At 51.9% G+C, this 17,834-nt stretch carries 20 protein-coding genes, 1 pseudogene and 1 other annotated feature; of the genes and pseudogenes, 7 read left to right on the top strand and 14 right to left on the bottom strand.

Going from position 1 to position 17,834, the window contains the following annotated elements:
* Positions 1-91: 91 nt before the first annotated feature.
* Positions 92-337 (bottom strand) — a binding site (T-box leader).
* A 163-nt stretch (positions 338-500) separates the two neighbouring features.
* The 7 genes from LKE23_RS08090 to LKE23_RS08060 all read right to left on the bottom strand — a co-directional run bounded on the left by LKE23_RS08090 (position 501) and on the right by LKE23_RS08060 (position 6,435).
* Positions 501-977, bottom strand: coding sequence for an S-ribosylhomocysteine lyase (locus LKE23_RS08090; RefSeq protein WP_291976837.1), 477 nt, complete (start codon positions 975-977; stop codon positions 501-503).
* Between the two features lie 149 nt (positions 978-1,126).
* The gene (locus LKE23_RS08085) at positions 1,127-2,272 is read right to left on the bottom strand and encodes a trans-sulfuration enzyme family protein (RefSeq protein ID WP_291976835.1); all 1,146 of its coding nucleotides are present in this window, start codon (positions 2,270-2,272) and stop codon (positions 1,127-1,129) included.
* A 22-nt stretch (positions 2,273-2,294) separates the two neighbouring features.
* Positions 2,295-3,209 carry a PLP-dependent cysteine synthase family protein gene (locus tag LKE23_RS08080; protein ID WP_291976834.1) on the bottom strand — a complete coding sequence of 305 codons (915 nt, stop codon included), beginning with the start codon at positions 3,207-3,209 and terminating at the stop codon, positions 2,295-2,297.
* Positions 3,210-3,491: 282 nt separating this feature from the next.
* Positions 3,492-3,779 (bottom strand): DUF1828 domain-containing protein, encoded by a 288-nt coding sequence (locus LKE23_RS08075; RefSeq protein ID WP_291976833.1) that lies wholly within the window; start codon positions 3,777-3,779, stop codon positions 3,492-3,494.
* Positions 3,780-3,925: 146 nt separating this feature from the next.
* Positions 3,926-4,327, bottom strand: a complete 402-nt coding sequence (locus LKE23_RS08070; protein WP_291976832.1) for a hypothetical protein — start codon at positions 4,325-4,327, stop codon at positions 3,926-3,928.
* Between the two features lie 130 nt (positions 4,328-4,457).
* Positions 4,458-5,273, bottom strand: a complete 816-nt coding sequence (locus LKE23_RS08065; RefSeq protein ID WP_291976831.1) for an aldo/keto reductase — start codon at positions 5,271-5,273, stop codon at positions 4,458-4,460.
* Between the two features lie 130 nt (positions 5,274-5,403).
* Positions 5,404-6,435, bottom strand: a complete 1,032-nt coding sequence (locus LKE23_RS08060) for a zinc-binding dehydrogenase (RefSeq protein ID WP_291976830.1) — start codon at positions 6,433-6,435, stop codon at positions 5,404-5,406.
* A gap of 185 nt (positions 6,436-6,620) precedes the next feature.
* Between LKE23_RS08060 and LKE23_RS08055 the strand changes: the two genes are divergently transcribed.
* Positions 6,621-7,361: an SDR family NAD(P)-dependent oxidoreductase gene (locus tag LKE23_RS08055; protein ID WP_291976829.1), complete on the top strand. Its 741-nt coding sequence runs from the start codon at positions 6,621-6,623 to the stop codon at positions 7,359-7,361.
* An 86-nt stretch (positions 7,362-7,447) separates the two neighbouring features.
* Here LKE23_RS08055 and LKE23_RS08050 read toward each other — a convergent pair whose 3' ends face one another.
* The 4 genes from LKE23_RS08050 to LKE23_RS08035 form a co-directional block, all read right to left on the bottom strand.
* A complete protein-coding gene (locus tag LKE23_RS08050; protein WP_291976828.1) occupies positions 7,448-8,362 on the bottom strand; it encodes an alpha/beta hydrolase in 915 nt (304 codons plus the stop codon).
* 12 nt (positions 8,363-8,374) lie between these two features.
* Positions 8,375-9,007 carry an NAD(P)H-binding protein gene (locus LKE23_RS08045; protein WP_291978285.1) on the bottom strand — a complete coding sequence of 211 codons (633 nt, stop codon included), beginning with the start codon at positions 9,005-9,007 and terminating at the stop codon, positions 8,375-8,377.
* Complete coding sequence (locus LKE23_RS08040) at positions 9,004-9,819, bottom strand: aldo/keto reductase (RefSeq protein WP_291976827.1); 816 nt, start codon at positions 9,817-9,819, stop codon at positions 9,004-9,006. The genes LKE23_RS08045 and LKE23_RS08040 overlap by 4 nt, the downstream gene beginning before the upstream one ends.
* Positions 9,820-9,931: 112 nt before the next feature.
* Positions 9,932-10,816, bottom strand: coding sequence for a LysR family transcriptional regulator (locus LKE23_RS08035; protein WP_291976826.1), 885 nt, complete (start codon positions 10,814-10,816; stop codon positions 9,932-9,934).
* Between the two features lie 163 nt (positions 10,817-10,979).
* On the opposite strand from LKE23_RS08035, the gene LKE23_RS08030 reads away from it, so the two are divergent.
* Genes LKE23_RS08030 through LKE23_RS08020 form a run of 3 tightly spaced genes read left to right on the top strand, consistent with a single transcriptional unit; the run spans position 10,980 to position 13,354 of the window.
* Positions 10,980-11,651, top strand: coding sequence for an NAD(P)-dependent oxidoreductase (locus LKE23_RS08030; protein ID WP_291978284.1), 672 nt, complete (start codon positions 10,980-10,982; stop codon positions 11,649-11,651).
* A gap of 21 nt (positions 11,652-11,672) precedes the next feature.
* Positions 11,673-12,347, top strand: coding sequence for an NAD(P)-dependent oxidoreductase (locus tag LKE23_RS08025; protein WP_291978283.1), 675 nt, complete (start codon positions 11,673-11,675; stop codon positions 12,345-12,347).
* Between the two features lie 26 nt (positions 12,348-12,373).
* Positions 12,374-13,354, top strand: a complete 981-nt coding sequence (locus tag LKE23_RS08020) for an NAD(P)H-dependent flavin oxidoreductase (RefSeq protein ID WP_291976825.1) — start codon at positions 12,374-12,376, stop codon at positions 13,352-13,354.
* 56 nt (positions 13,355-13,410) lie between these two features.
* Here LKE23_RS08020 and LKE23_RS08015 read toward each other — a convergent pair.
* The 3 genes and pseudogenes from LKE23_RS08015 to LKE23_RS08005 all read right to left on the bottom strand — a co-directional run bounded on the left by LKE23_RS08015 (position 13,411) and on the right by LKE23_RS08005 (position 15,052).
* Positions 13,411-13,836, bottom strand: a pseudogene (locus LKE23_RS08015) (MerR family transcriptional regulator).
* Between the two features lie 13 nt (positions 13,837-13,849).
* Positions 13,850-14,575, bottom strand: a complete 726-nt coding sequence (locus tag LKE23_RS08010; RefSeq protein ID WP_434737594.1) for an SDR family oxidoreductase — start codon at positions 14,573-14,575, stop codon at positions 13,850-13,852.
* A gap of 132 nt (positions 14,576-14,707) precedes the next feature.
* Positions 14,708-15,052, bottom strand: a complete 345-nt coding sequence (locus tag LKE23_RS08005; protein WP_291976824.1) for a cyclophilin-like fold protein — start codon at positions 15,050-15,052, stop codon at positions 14,708-14,710.
* Between the two features lie 123 nt (positions 15,053-15,175).
* Here LKE23_RS08005 and LKE23_RS08000 point away from each other — a divergent pair, with 123 nt between their 5' ends.
* From LKE23_RS08000 to LKE23_RS07990, 3 genes are all read left to right on the top strand, one after another.
* Positions 15,176-16,771, top strand: a complete 1,596-nt coding sequence (locus LKE23_RS08000) for a cation:proton antiporter (RefSeq protein WP_291976823.1) — start codon at positions 15,176-15,178, stop codon at positions 16,769-16,771.
* A gap of 116 nt (positions 16,772-16,887) precedes the next feature.
* Positions 16,888-17,316: a MarR family winged helix-turn-helix transcriptional regulator gene (locus LKE23_RS07995; protein WP_291976822.1), complete on the top strand. Its 429-nt coding sequence runs from the start codon at positions 16,888-16,890 to the stop codon at positions 17,314-17,316.
* Positions 17,317-17,331: 15 nt separating this feature from the next.
* The gene (locus LKE23_RS07990; RefSeq protein WP_291976821.1) at positions 17,332-17,778 is read left to right on the top strand and encodes a GNAT family N-acetyltransferase; all 447 of its coding nucleotides are present in this window, start codon (positions 17,332-17,334) and stop codon (positions 17,776-17,778) included.
* Positions 17,779-17,834: the final 56 nt, after the last annotated feature.

The following is a 17,834-nucleotide window of genomic DNA, read 5'->3' as shown; positions in this document are numbered from 1 at the left end:
TTAATAATGCCTGCAATGTCGCTATCTGACATGTCCATCACCACCTTTAATGCTAAAAAAAGCGTCCTTTCTAACTCCCGCTTGGGGAATTAAAAAGGACGCTGAGTGCGTGGTACCACCTTTCTTTACGGCATACAGAATGCCGCCTCAACCAACAGTCACAATTCGTGGCAATTAGCCGGCACGATAATGGGTGCTACCAGTACGTTCTACTAGAAAATCACGTTCGACATACGACTCACGAGTGATTAGGAAGGGTTCGCTCTTCTGCCGGTTCTCACCAACCACCGGCTCTCTGCAACGGAGCGGACCATCCATTCTCGGTCAACGTCTTTGTTTTGCTTGAATTGATTGTCAGTAGATTAGCACCGGATTCTGAGAAATGCAACGATATTTATTAAAATTCTATGAGGAAATTATAAAATTAACTAGGTGCGGGAGAAATTGCCCGCCCCCAGGTGAAAAATGCATAACAATCTTAAGGAGTTTCCCCAGTCACGTTAATCAACGACGTGGCGCTCGAACGGCTTATCCGAAATCCCCTCACTCAGGATCTTCTTCGACCATTCCTTGGCGGAGAAGAGCGAGTGGTCGCGGTAGTTCCCGCAGGATTCGATGGTCGTCCCCTGAACGTCCTCCCACTTGGTCTCGTAGGCGATCTCCTCCAACGAAGACTTGAGTGCCTTGGCGACCTCGGTCGTGGAGTGCTCGCCCCAGGTGATCAAGTGGAAGCCGGTCCGGCAGCCAAAGGGCGAACAGTCGATCACGCCGGTCAAGCGATCCCGCAGCAGGCCCGCCAGGAGGTGCTCAATCGTGTGTAGGCCCGCGGTCGGGATCGCATTCGTATTGGGCTGGACGAGGCGAAGATCGTAGTTGCTGATCTTGTCGCCTCGCTGCCCCTCCTCAACCGTAATCAGGCGGACATAGGGGGCCTTAACCTTCGTGTGATCCAATGTAAAACTTTCTACTTTTGCCATAATCTAGGATTCCTTTCCGTTTATTACACGCTTTGACTTTGCCTGCGACCGTCCGCAGCAGTCTTTGCCACCAGGAGTTGCGCGGACCGGGTGGCTGGCGATCCAGATGGCTGAACTCAAGGGCTTGGAGAAAATTCATCGTCTTACCCCTAGTCCAACTTGGCGAGGGCCTGATTGAGGTCGGCGATGATGTCCTCAGGGTCCTCAATCCCGACGGACAGGCGGATCAGTTCGTCGGCAATCCCATTCTTGAGCCGAATTTCCCGCGGAATCGAGCCGTGGGTCATGACGGCCGGCACCTCGATCAGGCTTTCGATCCCGCCCAGGCTCTCGGCCAGGTCAATCAACTGCAGGCTCTCGACGAACTTCTTGGCGCTCAGTCCTGGCTGCAGTTCAAAGGAGATCATCGCGCCGAAGTTTCTCATCTGCTTGGCCGCGATGTCGTGACCAGGGAAGTTCTTCAGTCCTGGGTAGTAGATCTTGGCGATGTGGTCGTCACCCTGGAGGAAGTCAATCACCGCGTCGGTATTTTCCTGGTGCACCCGCATTCGCGCCGCCAATGTCTTGATCCCCCGCTGCAGGAGCCAACTGTCGTCCGGGCCGAGGGTGCTGCCGATCGAGTTCTGCAGGAAGGCCAGCTGGTCGGCAATCTCCTGGTCGTTCGTCACCGCAATCCCGGCCACGACGTCACTGTGGCCGCCGAGGTACTTGGTGGCGGAGTGGACGACGATGTCCGCGCCGAGGGTCAGCGGCCGCTGGTTGTACGGCGTGGCGAAGGTGTTGTCAATAATCGTCTTGATGCCGTGCTTCTTGGCGATCTTGGCAATCGCTTCGATGTCCGTAATTTGAAGGAGCGGATTCGTCGGCGTCTCGAAGTAGATGGCGACCGTGTTGCCCTGGATGGCGTCTTCAACCGCCTGCAAGTCGCGGGTGTTGACGACGGTGAACTCCATCCCAAAGCGCTTCAAGACCTTGTTGATCAGGCGGAAGGTGCCCCCGTAGACATCCTTGCCGACGATGAAGTGGTCACCCTGGGAGTAGAGGGAGAAGACCGCGTGGATGGCGGCAGAGCCAGAGGCAAAGGCGAATCCGGCCACCCCGCCTTCCAGCTGGGCCATCAGCTTTTCCAGCGATGCCCGGGTTGGGTTGCCGGTCCGCGAGTACTCCCACTTAGGCTCGCCACCGAGGACGTGCCGGTGGAAGGTTGAGGAACGATAGATTGGGGTTGAAACCGCCCCGGTTGCTGGGTCTTCGCTGTTGCCGCCGTGAATCAATTGGGTGTTAAACTTCGTCATTTTAATTACCTCTCTTTTCAAATTACTTTTCGTAGATGTTTTCGCTCAGATAACGTTCGCTGGAGTCGGGGAAAATCGTCACAATGTTGGCGCCCGCCGGCAGGTCCTTGGCCACTTCCAGACTGGCCGCCAGTGCTGCCCCGCTCGAGCTGCCAATGAAGAGCGCCAGGTTCTTGGCGGCCCAGCGGACGTAGTAGAAGGCGTCATCGTCTTCGATCGTCTTGACGCCCGTAATGTCCAGGCCCTTGAAGAACGGTGGGACGAATTCGACCCCGATCCCCTCGGTGCGGTGCGGGTGTTCCGGACCGCCGTTTAAGATTGAGCCCGCCGGTTCCACCACGTAGCTCTTGATCTCGGGATAGGCCGCCTGAAGGGCCTTGGCTGCTCCCGCGAAGGTGCCGCCGCTGCCGGCCCCGGCGACAAAGGCCGCGATCGGTTGGTTGTCCATGTCGGCCAGGATCTCCGGGCCGAGCGTCCGTTGATAGACGTCCGGGTTGGCGGGGTTTTGGAACTGCAACGGGACGTAGGCGTTGCCGAGCTTGGCCGCTAGGTCCTTGGCGTAGTCGATGGCGCCGCGGATTCCGTCCTCGCTCGGCGTGTTGATCACCTCGGCGCCGAGGGCCCGCATCAGGGTCTGCTTTTCAAAGCTGAATTTCTCCGGGACGATCAGTTTGACCCTCAGGTGGTATTTGATGGCGGCAATGGCGACCCCGATCCCGGTGTTGCCCGCCGTCGGTTCGATGATCGTCGTCGCCGGGTTGATTTTGCCCTCTGCCAGGCCGCGCTGGATCAGGGCCATCCCCAGGCGGTCCTTGATACTGCCGCCGGGGTTGAACATCTCAAGCTTGGCGTAGATGTTGGCATGATTGGGCGCGTCAATCGCTAGTTTTAACAACGGCGTGTGGCCGATGAGCTGGTAGGTGTCTGTTACAAGCATGGTTGAATCACTTCTTTGCAAGATTTAAAAACAAAAAGGCGCAAATTCACGGAATGATTTCCTTGAATTTGCGCCTAATGGGTTTCACTTTAATTTGAACTAGTTCATTTTTAACTTAAAAATGAGGACGCCAAAATTGTGGACCGCATTAGACGCGATTCACAACAACAAGTATTTGCGTTAACAAATAAATTGTTCAGCATGGCAAATTTCCCTTCTCAAGTTTGCAATCATCATAGCTGATTAAAAGTAAGCTGTCAAGGATTAATATTTTTCTGACAATCAATGCTGCGTAAAAGCAAGCTCATTTATCTGCAAAATTGCCGAAATAAGCCGATCTTTCATTAATGAGAATTCATTTTTATTACCCTGAATTGCTAAAGTTTCTTCTTCAATGATCTTAAGCTTAAAGCGTTGGCAAACCTCATCGAGTAATTCTTTTTTTGATGAGGTCCAGGCAATACCCAACATTTCTAAATTATTTAGCGTATACCCGTCATCGTTTAAGAGAATTTTCCCATCAGGTAATCGGTCAACATAGATGGAGATTTTGTCATTGATACTATCCACAAATGGCGTGACAATTTCGTCACTACTGCCATGTTTCTTAACGAAATACCCATTTTTAGGCCATTTATAATTACTGTTCAGTAGCCGCTCTGTGTTAATGGTGTTCGCCTCCTTAAACCTAGCCTCTATATTTTATCATGTACATTTTAATCCACATCCGTCAACACCCTATACTGGTGCCGATTCAGCTTCACCTTAACGACAATTCCGTGGGCGTGAATATACATCTCGCGGTTGGCATAGATGACCGCCTTGCTCTTGTGGTGGTAGTCCGTCAGTTCGTACGTATACTTCACCGGAACGTTTTTCGGCTTCTTGGGATAGAGGTTCGCTGACTTTTCGGCCGTACCACCCGCGTCCCCGATCGCCACGTTGATCTCGTGAACCTTCTTTTTGTTTTTGGCATGGGTGTAGTGCTTCAGCAATTTGCCGTTGCGGTCGTAAATCCAGACCTGCGAATGCGTGGACTCCGCATGGACCGCCGGCAGCAGCAAGAACATGGCAACGATAATTCCGAACAGGGAACGGGTTAGGTATTTCAGCTTCATCTCCGGGCCTCCAGAAAATAATTTTTTTAATAGTATACCTTCCTGGCACGCGGATGCAAAGCCTAATAATCCCCTAAAGATAATTAAAGCCCGCGGCACTCAAATAGCACCGTGGGCTTTAACTGTAATTTTACGCATCCACGACCATATTCGCTGGCCAGCCGATTGCCGACCGGTGTTGGTCCAGTGCCCGGATCTGCTTGAGCTCGTCTGAGGTCAGCTGGAAGTCCAGCACTTCAAAGTTGGCCTTGATGTGGGCCGGATTAATCGACCGCGGAATCGTCATGATCTTCTCTTGGGTCAGGAAACGCAGGAGGACCTGGACGCCGGTCTTACCGTACTTGTCACCAATCTTCTTCAGCGTCGGGTAGTTGTTGAGGGCCCGGCCACCCTGGGCCAGTGGGGACCACGCTTCGTGGATGATCCCCTGGCCGGTAAGGAACTTGTGCATCTTGCCCTGCTGAAGTGACAGGTTGGTTTCAATCTGGTCGACCGCCGGCATGACCTCGGTGTGGGCGATTAGGTCCTTGGTCTCTTGGATGTTGTAGTTCGACAGACCAATCGCCTTGGTTGTCCCAGCCCGGTAGTATTCCTCCAGGGCCTTGTAGGCGCCCAGTGACTGGGGCCGCGGCCAGTGCAGGATCATCAGGTCAAGGTAGTCGGTCTGTAGTTTTTTCAGCGACTCCTCGATCCCCCGCTTCGTGTCTTCGTAGCCGTCGGTGTCCACCTTGGTCGTCAGGAAAAGCTCGTGGCGATCGATGCCGGACGCCTTGATCCCGTCGCCGACCTGTCGTTCGTTGTAGTAGTCCTGCGAGGTGTCGATCAGCCGGTAGCCAGTCTCAATTGCGGTTTCGACGGCCGCGGCCGTGTCCCGTGGGCTGATCTGGTAGGTGCCGAAGCCCAGCACGGGGGTCTTGGCACCGGTATTTAACGTTAGATATTCCATCAAATGTCATCTCCTCTTTACTTACTAATTATAACCGTCTTCCGCCAAATCTTCAGCGCTGACGATCCGTAAATGCAAAAAAGGACCCGGCCACCGCAGCCGGATCCCCAACCCATCAATCTTAATGCCATTAGAACGTCAGCAGGGACTTGATCGTCTTCCGTTGGTCCATGTCGGCGTATGCCTGTTCAATGTCGTCCAGCTTGTAGGACTTGGTGAAGACCTTCCCAGGCTGAATGTCGCCGTCCAGAACCGCCTTCAGCAGGAAGCCCTTGTCGTAGGTGGTCACGGCCGCCGTCCCACCGGTGATTCCGGCGTTGGCGTGGAAGGAAATTCCCAGGTCGAACTTTTCGTCGTGAGGCACACCAACCCGGCCGATCACGGCGCCAGGACGAACCATCTTCAGCGCTTCTTCCATCGACTGGCGAGAACCAACGCATTCCAGCACGGCGTCGGCACCGGCATTGTTGGTCAGTTCCATGACCTTGGCAACCGCCTCGTCGCCCCGTTCGGCCACGACATCGGTGACACCGAACTCGCGACCCAAGCTGGCCCGGTCTTCGTGCCGACTCATCAGGATGATCCGGCTAGCGCCACGCAGCTTAGCGGAAATGACACCACAGAGGCCGACCGCACCGTCACCGATGACGACGGCCGTGTCACCCTTTTGAACGTTGGCGCTCCGGGCAGCGTGGTAGCCGGTCGGCATGACGTCAGACAATGCCTGGAGGGAAGCCAGCATCCCGTCACTGTAGTCTTCCGGCTGGCCAGGAATCTTCACCAGGGCCCACTGACCGTGCTGGTAGCGAACGTACTCGGCCTGGCAATCTGCGGACCAGATGTCGCTGTAGGTCAGGCAGTTGCCATCGTAACCGGCCAGGCAGGCGGCACAGTGACCGCAGCCGTGGGTGAACGGCGCGATCACGAAGTCGCCCTTCTTGACCGTGGTGATGGCGCTCCCGGTTTCCTCAACGATCCCGATACATTCGTGACCGCTGTTGTCGTTGGTAGCAGGGTCGATGCCCCGGTAGAACCACAGGTCGGAGCCACAGACACTGGCCCGGACGAGCTTTAAGATAACGTCATCGTCATGTTCGATCTTTGGCTTGTCAACGTCCTTGATGACAACCTGACCCTTGCCTTCTAAGAATGCTTTTTTCATTTTGATCCACCTCGTTAATTTACTAATTCGTGATTACACCTGTATCATACCGGGGATCGTGCCGCCTTCCAATTCTGCCTTCTTATTGCATTGATTAGAAAAACTTATGAATGATCAATTCGATTGCCGATTGCGTGAAATGGTGGCTTAATAGAGTTAACGGAAAACGAAAGGGGCATGCAAATATGCAAACAGTCGTAATTACGGGTGGCACCTCCGGCATCGGGCTGGCGGCCGCCGAGCTCTTCTTAAAACACCAGTGGAACGTCGCCGTCGTTGGCCTGGAAGCGGACAAGGGCGCCCAGGTAGAACAGCAGCTGGGCCAGCAGTATTCGCCGGATCAGGTACTCTTCTGCCAGGCCGACGTCAGCAAGGCCGCGGAGGTGGAAAAGATGCGCCAGGCGGTCATCGCCAAATTCGGGACGGTCGAGGCCCTGGTCAACGACGCCGGGATCGTCATCCACGGCGAATTGCACGAGACCAGTGAGGAGGACTGGGACCGGATCTTTGCGGTCGACGTCAAAGGCACCTACCTGGTCAGCAAGGCCTTCCTGCCGGGCATGATCAAACAGAACCGCGGCAGCATCGTCAACATCTCTTCGGTGTCCGGAATGGCCGGGGACCGGGCGATGGTCGCCTATAACGCCGCCAAGGGAGCGATTCTCAACATGACCCGGGCGATGGCGATTGACTACGGCAAGCACAACATCCGGGTCAATGTCGTTGCACCGGGCCCGACCAACACGCCGCTCTTCCACCAGGACAAGGCTAAGTTCGCCAAGAACAGTCCCCTCAACCGGATCGTGGAACCAGAAGAAGTGGCCGCGGCCATCTACTTTGTCGCAAGTGACGCCGGCAGCGCGATTACCGGGGAGACGATCCCGGTCACCGCGGGTTTTGAGATCTCGACCGGCCAACCAATGTAAAATTGAATTAAAGAACCCGGGCTTCGGCAGAAATTGCTGAAGTCCGGGTTTTCGTTTACATGCATAATCCATCCGACATTTTTAATTTACAGTTTTGCAGCGAAGAACTTATCCATCGCGGCCACCGCTTGGCTGACATATTCAGGCTTGTCGTACAGTTCCATGTGATTGGCCCCCGCGATCTCGACAGCCTGCTTATCCTTAGTGGCCGCCTCCGCCATTAAACGTTCACTCACCCACTTACTGTCTGCCTGGGTGCCGTAAATCACCAGCAGCGGCTGGGTTAGAAATACGTTGGCCTTAAAGAAAGCGTCGTAAGTCAGTACCTGAGTAAAGTTCCGGAATGTCGCGTAACCTACAGAATTTGGGTGTGCCCCCCGCGGCGTCTTGTAATATTCCCATGCCTGCCGCATTTCTTCGGTTGGCGCATCCTCTTCCTTGAGGGGAACCAACGGAACAGTTTGATAAGTATTATTAAGCCGATCCTTTGTCCGCGCTTCGGCAGCTTGCTTCAACATCGGCAGTGCGGCGGCATCATCCTGGTTATTTGTCCAGCCATTACGCATCATTGCACCAAAGTTAGCTGCACTGACTGTTGCCAGTGCCTTAATCCGCTTATCGTTAATTGCGGCGTTAACGGTATAGCCACCGCCAGCGCAAATTCCAGCTGCACCAATCCGTGCGGCGTCAACGTATTCCAAGGTCGTAAGGTAATCAACGACCGCACTGATGTCTTCCACCCGAATGTAGGGATTCTCCAGGTGGCGAGGCAGACCAGAGCTTTCACCCTGGTAACTGGCATCAAAAGCAATTGTGACAAATCCTGCCTGTGCAATTTGCCGGGCATATAGGCCGCTTGTCTGTTCCTTAACGCCACCGGCAGGGTGAGTAAAGATAATTGCCGGATACTGCTTTTTTTCATCAAATTCAGGCGGGAAGAAAACATTCGCGACCATCGTAATTCCCTGACCGTTGTAATTGTAAAAGCTAACTTTTTTCATTTTTCCTGCTCCTTACTTGTTCGGGGTATTAATCCCCAAGTTGTCCCGGTTGCCAAAATCATCCTTAACGATTAGCTGCTTGACTAAATCCGCGATGCTGCTGATGGAAGCATCATGGCCGGCAAATGGTTGACCTTTATGTGTAATTTCATAATTAACCGGACCGTCAGTAAACCAGCCTGGCCGAATAATTGTGTAATCTAAGTCAGAGTCCTCAATGGCATCGGCCGCTGCACGATAGAATTTGAGAATCGGTTCGTTCTTCAGGTTATAAGTGCTGATGCTTTCTGGAACCTCGTTATAGATTCCCATTGAGCAAATAAAGATTAACCGGTGGACATCCTGCTGATCCATTGCCTGGATAATGTTTTGGGCAAATTGATCAACGCGACCACTCAGGGCAGCGAAGACGACATCCTGCCCTTCAATTGCTGCCGTGAGATCTGCCATTTGATTGGCATCCCCATTAAGCACCCGTTCACGGTGCGGATCGATTGTCAATTGATCCGCGTGACGCGAAAAGAGCGTTAGCTGGGTATTTGTTTCTTGCAAAAGCTGCTTCCGGGTAGCCGAACCAACGTTCCCGGTCGCACCAATAATCAATACCTTTTTCATCAAAAATTTACCTCCTGTAGATTTTCCTATTCGTCAACTCGCATCGTCAGCGGCCAGTCAATTAGTGGTTGGTGCCGATCGAGGTCCCGGAGCGCGGCCACTTCCTCTGACAGCAGCTGAAAATCAAAGAGCGCTAAGTTGGCCCTAATGTGGGCCGGATTGGTTGAGCGGACATTAACCACGATTTGCGATTGGATGAGATAGTGCAGAATTATTTGCGTTGGTGCTTTCCGGTACTTCTTGGCTAACCACTGAACTAAAGGAATTTCCGTCATCAACGAGACATTTTCTCCAAATGGCGCATAGGCTTCGTGGACAATCTGGTGCTGCTCTAAAAACCGGTGAAGCTTTTTCTGTTGGGAAAAAAGGTGAGTTTCAATTTCATCAACTACCGGTTTTACATCCGTAGCCGCTAGCAGCTCCTTGATCTGAGCAATATTAAAGTTCGAGAGTCCTAACGAGCGGACTTTGCCTTCGCGGCGGGCTTCTTCTAACGCGCGATAGGTTCCCAGCGTGTCCGGCATCGGCCAGTGGATCAAGACTAGGTCAAAGTAATCTAGTTGGGCTCGACGAAGGGAATCGTCCAATCCACGCTTGGTAGCTGTAAAGCCATCCGTTTGCACCTTGGTAGTTACAAACAACTGGCTCCGTTCAATCCCCGAAGCGCGAATTCCTTGGCCAGTACCGGCCTCATTGCGATTAAATTGTGCGGTATCAATTCCCCGATAACCGACTCGGATTGCCTCCCGAACAGCCGTGCCGACCTCCTGGTTTGAAATTCCATAGGCGCAAAAGCCCAGCTGTGGCATTGACAGCCCATCGTTGAGGGTTATTGTTTTCATCTACTCACTCCTTCCTGTGATTTTACGTTCAGTATAAGTGGCCAGCAGACGCCAACCAATTTTGTTTTTGAATTGGTTTGATTAAAAATTGCAATAAAAAAAAGACATGCGATTAAAACATGTCCTTAAGCATTTGGGAAAAGCTCTCGATATAGTAACCGGAATTATTCTTTTTCCAGTAAGTGTAGTATTTCTCGACAAGGCGATTTTGATGATTGAATAGCTGCAACGTTTTATTGATCGTCGGGTCGATCTGCTTGGCCGTCCGCCGGTTGCAAATATAGTAGCCCTGCCCGGCCGCGGCCAACATCTGAGCCTCGCCAAAACTTTTAACAACCTTAAAGGGACTCGCAATCCCTAAAATCTCCCGATAGTAGGTCCGTTCCGACTCAAAGTCATCGACGCCGGCCACTAGAATGCACGGCAGATCCACTAAGTCGGTCGTATCAATCTTGTTCGAATAGTTTAAGAAGGACTTTGTGGAGACGGCCACCATATAATCGGCCGTCGCTAAATACTGATTTTGATAGCGATCCGAGAGATCCTGGCGGGAATCAGAAAAGTTAATATCAATCTGGTCATTTTGAATCATCTCAAACAGTTGCTGATAGGAACCACTGGCGATCTGGATTTCAACATCCGGATATTTTTTGGAAAATTCGTTCACCGTTCTGAGGTAGTCCTGCGTTCCGAACTTCCGAAGATAGCCAATCCGCAAGGTATAGATTCCATTATCTTCCTTTTCGATCAGCTTTGTCTCGGCAACCAGTTTTTCAACATCGTCCACAATGTTCTTGCTGTGCTGATAAAAGTATTCGCCGGCCCTAGTCAGTTCAAAGCTCCGTCCGTGGTGGGTCAGGAGGGTCAAATTATTTGAAACGGCTAAGTTCTTGATCTTTTGTGATAGCGAAGACTGTGACATATTCAGATTTTCGGCAGCCTTTGTAAAACTGCGGGCCTCAACTAGGGCAATAAAGCACTTCATCTGATCGAACATTCTACCCCTCCCAATTCAACGTATCTAAAAATTTAATTGATTCGATTAAAAAACGAAATTGGTTCGTTTCGTCTTACCACTTATGATAACAAATGTAAGCGCTGAACTGATAATCTTATTATTCATCGCCAATCAATAGAAAGTAGGTAATATTGTGAAAATAATGGTAGTTGGCGCATTCGGAAAAGTTGGTCAAAAAGTAGTTCGCTTAGCACAGAAACAAGAAATTCAAGTCACGGCAGTTGGTCACCGCAAGCATCCTGATGTTGACTTGGGCACGGCTGAGGTTCTAATCAAGGATATTAAGAAGCTCACGCAAAATGACGTTACCGGTTATGACACAATTTTAGACACCACAGCGGGCTGGAATAAGTCCTCGGCTGCCAACATCTACCAAGGACTGTGGCACCTTGCCCAATTATTGGAAAGCTTTCAAAACAGCACCCGGTTGCTTAAAGTTGGTGGCACCAACACGCTCTACATTGATCCCGACCACTCGCAAACCCTGCAGAGCCTGACTAGCTATTACCCAACCAAATTTAAGTTTATGTGCGATGCTCACCAAAAGGCACTCGATCTTCTCAGAACTTATTCTAACCTTCCGTGGACATACTTTACCCCCGCATACAATTTTGATCCCCACGGTCCGGCAACTGGTGATTATCACGTCGCTGGCGAGGAGTTTAAAGCCAATTTTGCAGGAGACAACGGTAAGGATGACTACATTAGCTACGCCGATTTCGCCCAGGGAATTGTCGATAGTATTATCCAGCAAACGTTCATTCGCCAACGAGTCACACTCATTCACGGGGATAAACCCCACCAGCAACGATAACGAGGTGATAATTTGAAAATCATGGTAATTGGAGCTTATGGTCATGCTGGGCGTCTGATTATTAACGAAGGGGCCCGTCGCGGTCATACAATGATCGGCCTTGCTCACCAAAAGCACCGACTTAATCTCCCTGCCCAGCGTTTAATCATCAAAAGTATTTTTGACCTAGACAAAACCGATTTACAAGGGATTGATGCAATTGTGGACGCAATCGGCGCCTGGTCGCCAATGACTGAAACCGTCCACTATAACGGCCTTCTACACGTTATTCGTCTCATTCGTCACACCTCTGTTCACTACATTAAGGTCGGCGGCGCGAATACCCTCTACATCAATCGGGAACACACCCGGACTTTACAGGAATTGCCACTTTACTACCCTGACTACATGCAGGACCTTTGCAGTGCGCACGCCGAAGGATTAAAGATTTTACGCAGCTTTAGCGACGTTGACTGGACCTATGCAACCCCAACCTATAATTTCGATCGAAATGGTCGTAAAACCGGGCATTATGTCGTGGAGGGTGAGGAATTTCATCCCGCCCATTCCAAAAACCCCAATAACGGCAAACATGATTACATTAGCTATGCCGACTATGCTCAAGCGGTCATCGATATCGTTGAACAGCATCAATTTATCCGTCAACGGATCACCCTAGTCAGTGGCAACAACCCCATTCCCACTCAACGCTATTAGAGAAATCATTTAAGGAGAGATTCATTATGACTAACCAAATTTGCGAAGCATTAAACATTACCAAGCCAGTCGTCCAAGGACCTTTAGGCTGGATTACTGACGCTCGCCTTGTCGCAGCGGTCAGCAATGCCGGTGGTTTAGGCTGTCTAGGCCCCAACGCCGGTCAAACTACTGTCACCAAATCGCCACAGGAGACCGCAGAACGGATGCGGCGCGAAGTCAAGAAAGTTCGCCAGTTAACTGATAAACCATTTGCGGTCAATCTGTACCGCGCAGAAGGGACCGACGTGCTGGGGAATGATGTTTACTTTACCCCGATGCTCAAAATGGTCCTCGAGGAAAACGTGCCGGCGGTTGTTTATTCAGGTGAACTGCACGAAGACATCGTCAGCCAGCTAAAGGAGCACAACGTCAAGATTATTTTCCGTGAACTCAACCCCACTATTGCAGGAACCAAGAAGGCTGAGAAGCTCGGCGTTGATGTGATTGTCGCCACCGGGTTCGATGAGGGAGGAATGCTGCCAAGCAAGGTTATCGGTACTTTTTCCATCGTTCCAATGATTGTGGACGCGGTTGACCACACACCCGTCATGGCCGCTGGTGGAATTTGCGATAACCGAAGCGCTAAGGCTGCATTCGACCTAGGAGCACAAGGCCTCTTCTGCGGAAGTGCGTTTATTCCTGTTGACGAGAGTCCCGTTGCCCAAAACATTAAAGAGCAAATTGTCAATTCTACCGGTGAGGATCTCGGTTTATTCCGTTCTGAACCATCATACTGGCGGTCCCTGCCTGGCAAAAAGCCTGCTGAACTATTGAAGCTCGATAAGGAACTGGCACCGAATGCTGAAATTAACAAAGCAATGGGTGGCACACAAGGAATGCGCGTAGGGATGCTAATGGGCGACACCGATAACGGCTACGTTTCGACCGGTACTGGGATCGGCACGATTCACGAAATCAAGCCGGTAAAGGACGTTATTGACGAACTTTGCGACGGTCTGATCTAAAATATTAATCAGTAAAACCCGGGCTTCGGCAGAAATTGCTGAAGTCCGGGTTTTAGCTAGTTTTTCGCATCCACATCGTCGTCCATGATGTGGAGCTCGTTAAAGTAATTCTTGTTTTTCTTGATCTCGCCGGTCTGGTACAGCTTAACCTTGAAGGCCAACCGATCCACCGCCCGTTGCAGAACTGCCTGCTTGTTTTTCAAAATTGCAAGCTGTTCCTCCAGAAGATCCTGGCGGGCTTGAAGAGTGGCATCCCCCTGCTGAAGGAGCTGTGTTTAATCAATCAGGGTTTCCACCGGAACGTCGGAATGACGCAGGCAAATGATCATCTCCAGCAAGTCCTGCAAGCCCTCGTTGTAGTAGCGATTGCCATTGGCCCGGCGTGGAACTGGCGGCAACAGACCAATCCGCTCGTAATAGCGCAGCGTGTCAGTCTTAATTTTGTATTTCTTACTCATCTGAGTAATTGTTAAATCCGCCATGGTGACCTCCCCATTAGTATTGTTGTTCGATTGGCCGCACCTGAACCTCGCTGACCGTCACGTTATCCGGCGTGTCAATTGCCCGGACAACCTGCTGGGCAACGTCTTCCGGCCGGAGGGAAACGTTGGCGTTTTCCCGAGCTGCCTGCTCATCGGCGGTCGTTGGCGTGTAGAGGTTAGTCGTGGCCGAACCCGGCGTAATGATCGTGGACTTAATGTGGTTGGCAGCCTCTTCCTGACGCAACCCTTCCATGATCGCACGCACTGCAAACTTCGACCCGCTATAAACCGCGAATCCCGGAAAGACCTTGTGGCCGGCAACGGAACTGGTCGACAGAATGTGTCCCCGTCCCTGGGCACGCATGATTGGCAGAACCGCGTAGATCCCGTTCAGCACGCCCATCACGTTAATGTTAATGGTATTCGCCCAATCATCGTACTTCAAGTCCGCCAGATTACTGATCGGCATGATTCCAGCATTATTGAACATCGCATCGATCCGCCCGAACTTTTCCTTGGTCTCGTTGACAGCGGCTTGGACCTGAGCACGGTCGGTAACGTCAACGGCCTTGGTGAGAATTGCCGCCGAAGGGAACTGGTCTCTAATTTTGTTCAGGGGTTCCTGGTGCCGAGCCAGCAACATTAACTTGGCTCCCTGCTGGGCGAGCAGTTTTGCGGTCGCCGCACCGATCCCGCTCGAAGCACCTGCAATAATTACAACTTTATCCTTAACACTCATGATAATTCTCCTTTCTAGCTTAGATTAAACTTCCTAACGAAAAAGAGGATAGCACTTGGAGTGAACTCCAAGTAAAGCGGAATTTTGAAAAAATGCAAAAATATCCCCAAACATCATGAGCGCGACTAGCATTTATTCCACCCGGATGATCGTAATTTCACCCGTCAGCCGTTCGATTTGTTCCTGGTGCGCAACCACGTGACCCAAACGGTATAGTCCCGGATAAGCGCCGAAATCACGGTAGTACATGACCACATCTCCCCAGGGGGCAAAGTAGGCCAGGTCACCAGCATGGGTGGCTGTTTCCGGCGTCGCACTGGTTCCCAGCTTCTTGGCGGGATAGAAAATCTTCTCGTCGTTGCTGTAGTCCTTCACCTGCGTCTTGATTGGCAACTGGGCGGCAAGGTCCCGGGCCGCCTGGCTATCGTTCAATTCAAACTTGATCTCATACTGGCTGTTGCTTACCTTGATTTGCATTTTCATTCACCTCTCAATACCAATTTTAATCACAGTTATCTGCAATGTGAAATGCCTATCATTTGTAACGTTCTATGCCCACTTAGTATAATAAACCTATATTAAGCAGGGGAGTGAGCAACCATGGAAATTTTAGTTTCATCCGCCGTCATCGCCGTGGCCGTCATCTTCAGCATCGTCATCAGCAGGTGGCTGTTTTCGAAGATCTCGGTTAACTACATCAGTATTTTCATTGGAATGGCCATCGCCCTAGTTCCCTTTCTCAACCGTCACGTGATGGAATTTGACGCCGACTTTTTCATGGGGATCATTATTGCACCCCTACTATTCTTCGAAGGACAGCACACCCGGATGAACTTGGTGGGACGCAACCTCAAACTGATCATCAGCCTGACGGTCGGGATGGTGATTCTCTGCGCCCTCGCCGGTGGCTTTGCCGTCGCGGCCCTCTTTCCGATCGGCTTGCCGCTGGCCTTCATTCTTGCCGCAATCAGCACACCGACGGATGCCACGGCCACCGAGTCCGTCACCAACGGCCTGATCGTGCCGCGCCAGCAGAATACTTCCCTAAAGCTCGAATCACTGTTTAACGACGCCTCGGGGATTGTTCTGCTCAACATGGCGCTTCTTTGGTACGTCAACGGCTATATTAATTACGGCCAGACCCTCTGGAACTTTCTCTACTCAGCCGTTGGTGGTGTGGCACTGGGGGCCATCATCGCCATCATCCTGGTATTCATCCGCCAGGCCATGCTGCGGTCCCGGATGAATTTCATTGGTAACACCTATAACAACGGAACGCCCCTGAAGCTAATGTACCTCCTGACCCCCTATCTCATTTACTACTCAGCCGAAGCGTGCGGTGTCTCCGGAATCATCGCCGTCGTCTTTGCCGGCCTGATTCACAACGCCGAGGGCGAACGAAGCGAACTCAGCAACCCGGTTCTCGCCTATGATGGCAACGAGATCGTCCGCCTAATTAATGACACCCTGAACGGCGCGGTCTTTGTTATCTTGGGAATCATGCTGGTCCGGATGATCAAGAATCCAGCCATTCACTACGGCTCCCTGGTTTGGGTCGGCGTCGGCATCGCTCTTTACGTCGCGAATCTGCTAATCCGCTACCTCTACGTCCGGATCGTCCATCACAATTCCCGGCGTGCTGCCTGGATTTTCTCGCTCGGTGGAATTCACGGTGCTGTCACCTTCGCCCTGGCCTTTACGATTGCCGAAACGCAGGTTCATCGCCAGGACTTCAACTTGATTCTGATGGCGGAAAGTACGCTGATCATCCTCAGCATGATTGTCCCAACAATCGCCTTTCGCTTTATTCTGCAGCCACAAAAGTTTAACAAGGACCGGGCGAGTCGGATCCAGGAGCTGCGGGACGAAATGGTCGGCCACGCCATTCACGAAATTCAGCAACTCAGCATCCCTGACGAGGTTAAGTTAGCGGTCTCCTTTGACCTGCGGAGTCAGAAGGGACAGACCTCGTTGAAGGAATTCTGGCACGAATGGACCCGGATGGTGCGGCACGAGGAATTTACCGAGGAACGGATCAACACTGCCCTTAATACCTTCCGCGTTGCCTTTCGGGCAGAGCGGGCCTTTCTATTGGCCAACTACCAGCGGTTGGGGCTCAGTACCGCCGACTACAACCGCCTCTACCGCGAAACTATGAATGCCGAGATGGTCGTTTTGGATTCCTACATCAACTAAATTTGCATCCATCCGTGATCAGCAAACTTGGTCACGGATTTTTATTTTGAAAAATAGTGGACAAAATCAACTAAAGACACTATAATCAGTTTCAACAAATAAACGGAGGCCAAAAGATGCTATCTGAACAACAAATCAACGAAGTCCGGGCGTTCAACCGTCACTACACCCAGGTCCTGGGGGTGCTGAACAAGCGCACCTTTGACACCAAGCTGACCTGGCCGGAGGGGCGCATCCTCCTCGAAATCGGCATCAACCACCTGTCGACACCGATGATGGTCGCTAACCGGCTCCAGCTGGACAAAAGCTACGCCAGTCGGACCATCAAGCGGCTGACCGACAAGGGTCTGATTGCCAAGACCCCATCGCCAACAGACTCCCGCTCAGTCAACATCGCACTGACCGACAAGGGCCAAGTGGTCTGCGACGACATCAACCAGAAATCCAACCTGCTCATCGAGGGCCTGATCAGCGACCTTTCGGAAGAGGAGCAGGAGCGCTACTTCAAGTGCATCATGACCATCAATCAGCTGTTGTTTAAGTAAGAAAGGGAGACTACTATGTGGAAAATCAAGCACTTCGATCAACTGACTACTAAGGAACTCTACGCCATCCTGCAGCTGCGGATGTCCGTTTTCGTCGTCGCCCAGAAGCGGATCTACCAGGAAGTCGACGGCCGCGATTTAGCCGCCATCCACATCTTCAACGAGACGCCGGACGGCCAAATTGTTGCCTACGCCCGGGTCTTTTTGCTCGACGACGGCCAGACCGTTTCATTCGGCCGGGTCGTCACCAGCAAGGCCGTGCGCGGTCAGGGAATGGGCGGCCAGCTGCTGGACCAGATCATGCAGACGATTAAGGCCAACTATCCTAATGCCCCAATCGCCATCGAGTCCCAGGAACAGGTCCAGGGCTTCTACCGCCGGGTTGGCTTTGAAAGCCAAGGCGCGCCGTTTATCTACAAGTCCACGCCCCACGTCAAGATGACCCATGCACCGCTTGGTTAATTTTTTCGCAGTAATAGTTGACAAAATCCACTATTCAGGAGACCGAATTGGCAATT

This window comes from Limosilactobacillus sp. (genome assembly GCF_022482365.1).
Classification (GTDB): domain Bacteria; phylum Bacillota; class Bacilli; order Lactobacillales; family Lactobacillaceae; genus Limosilactobacillus.
This window is presented reverse-complemented; position numbering and strand designations above follow the sequence as displayed.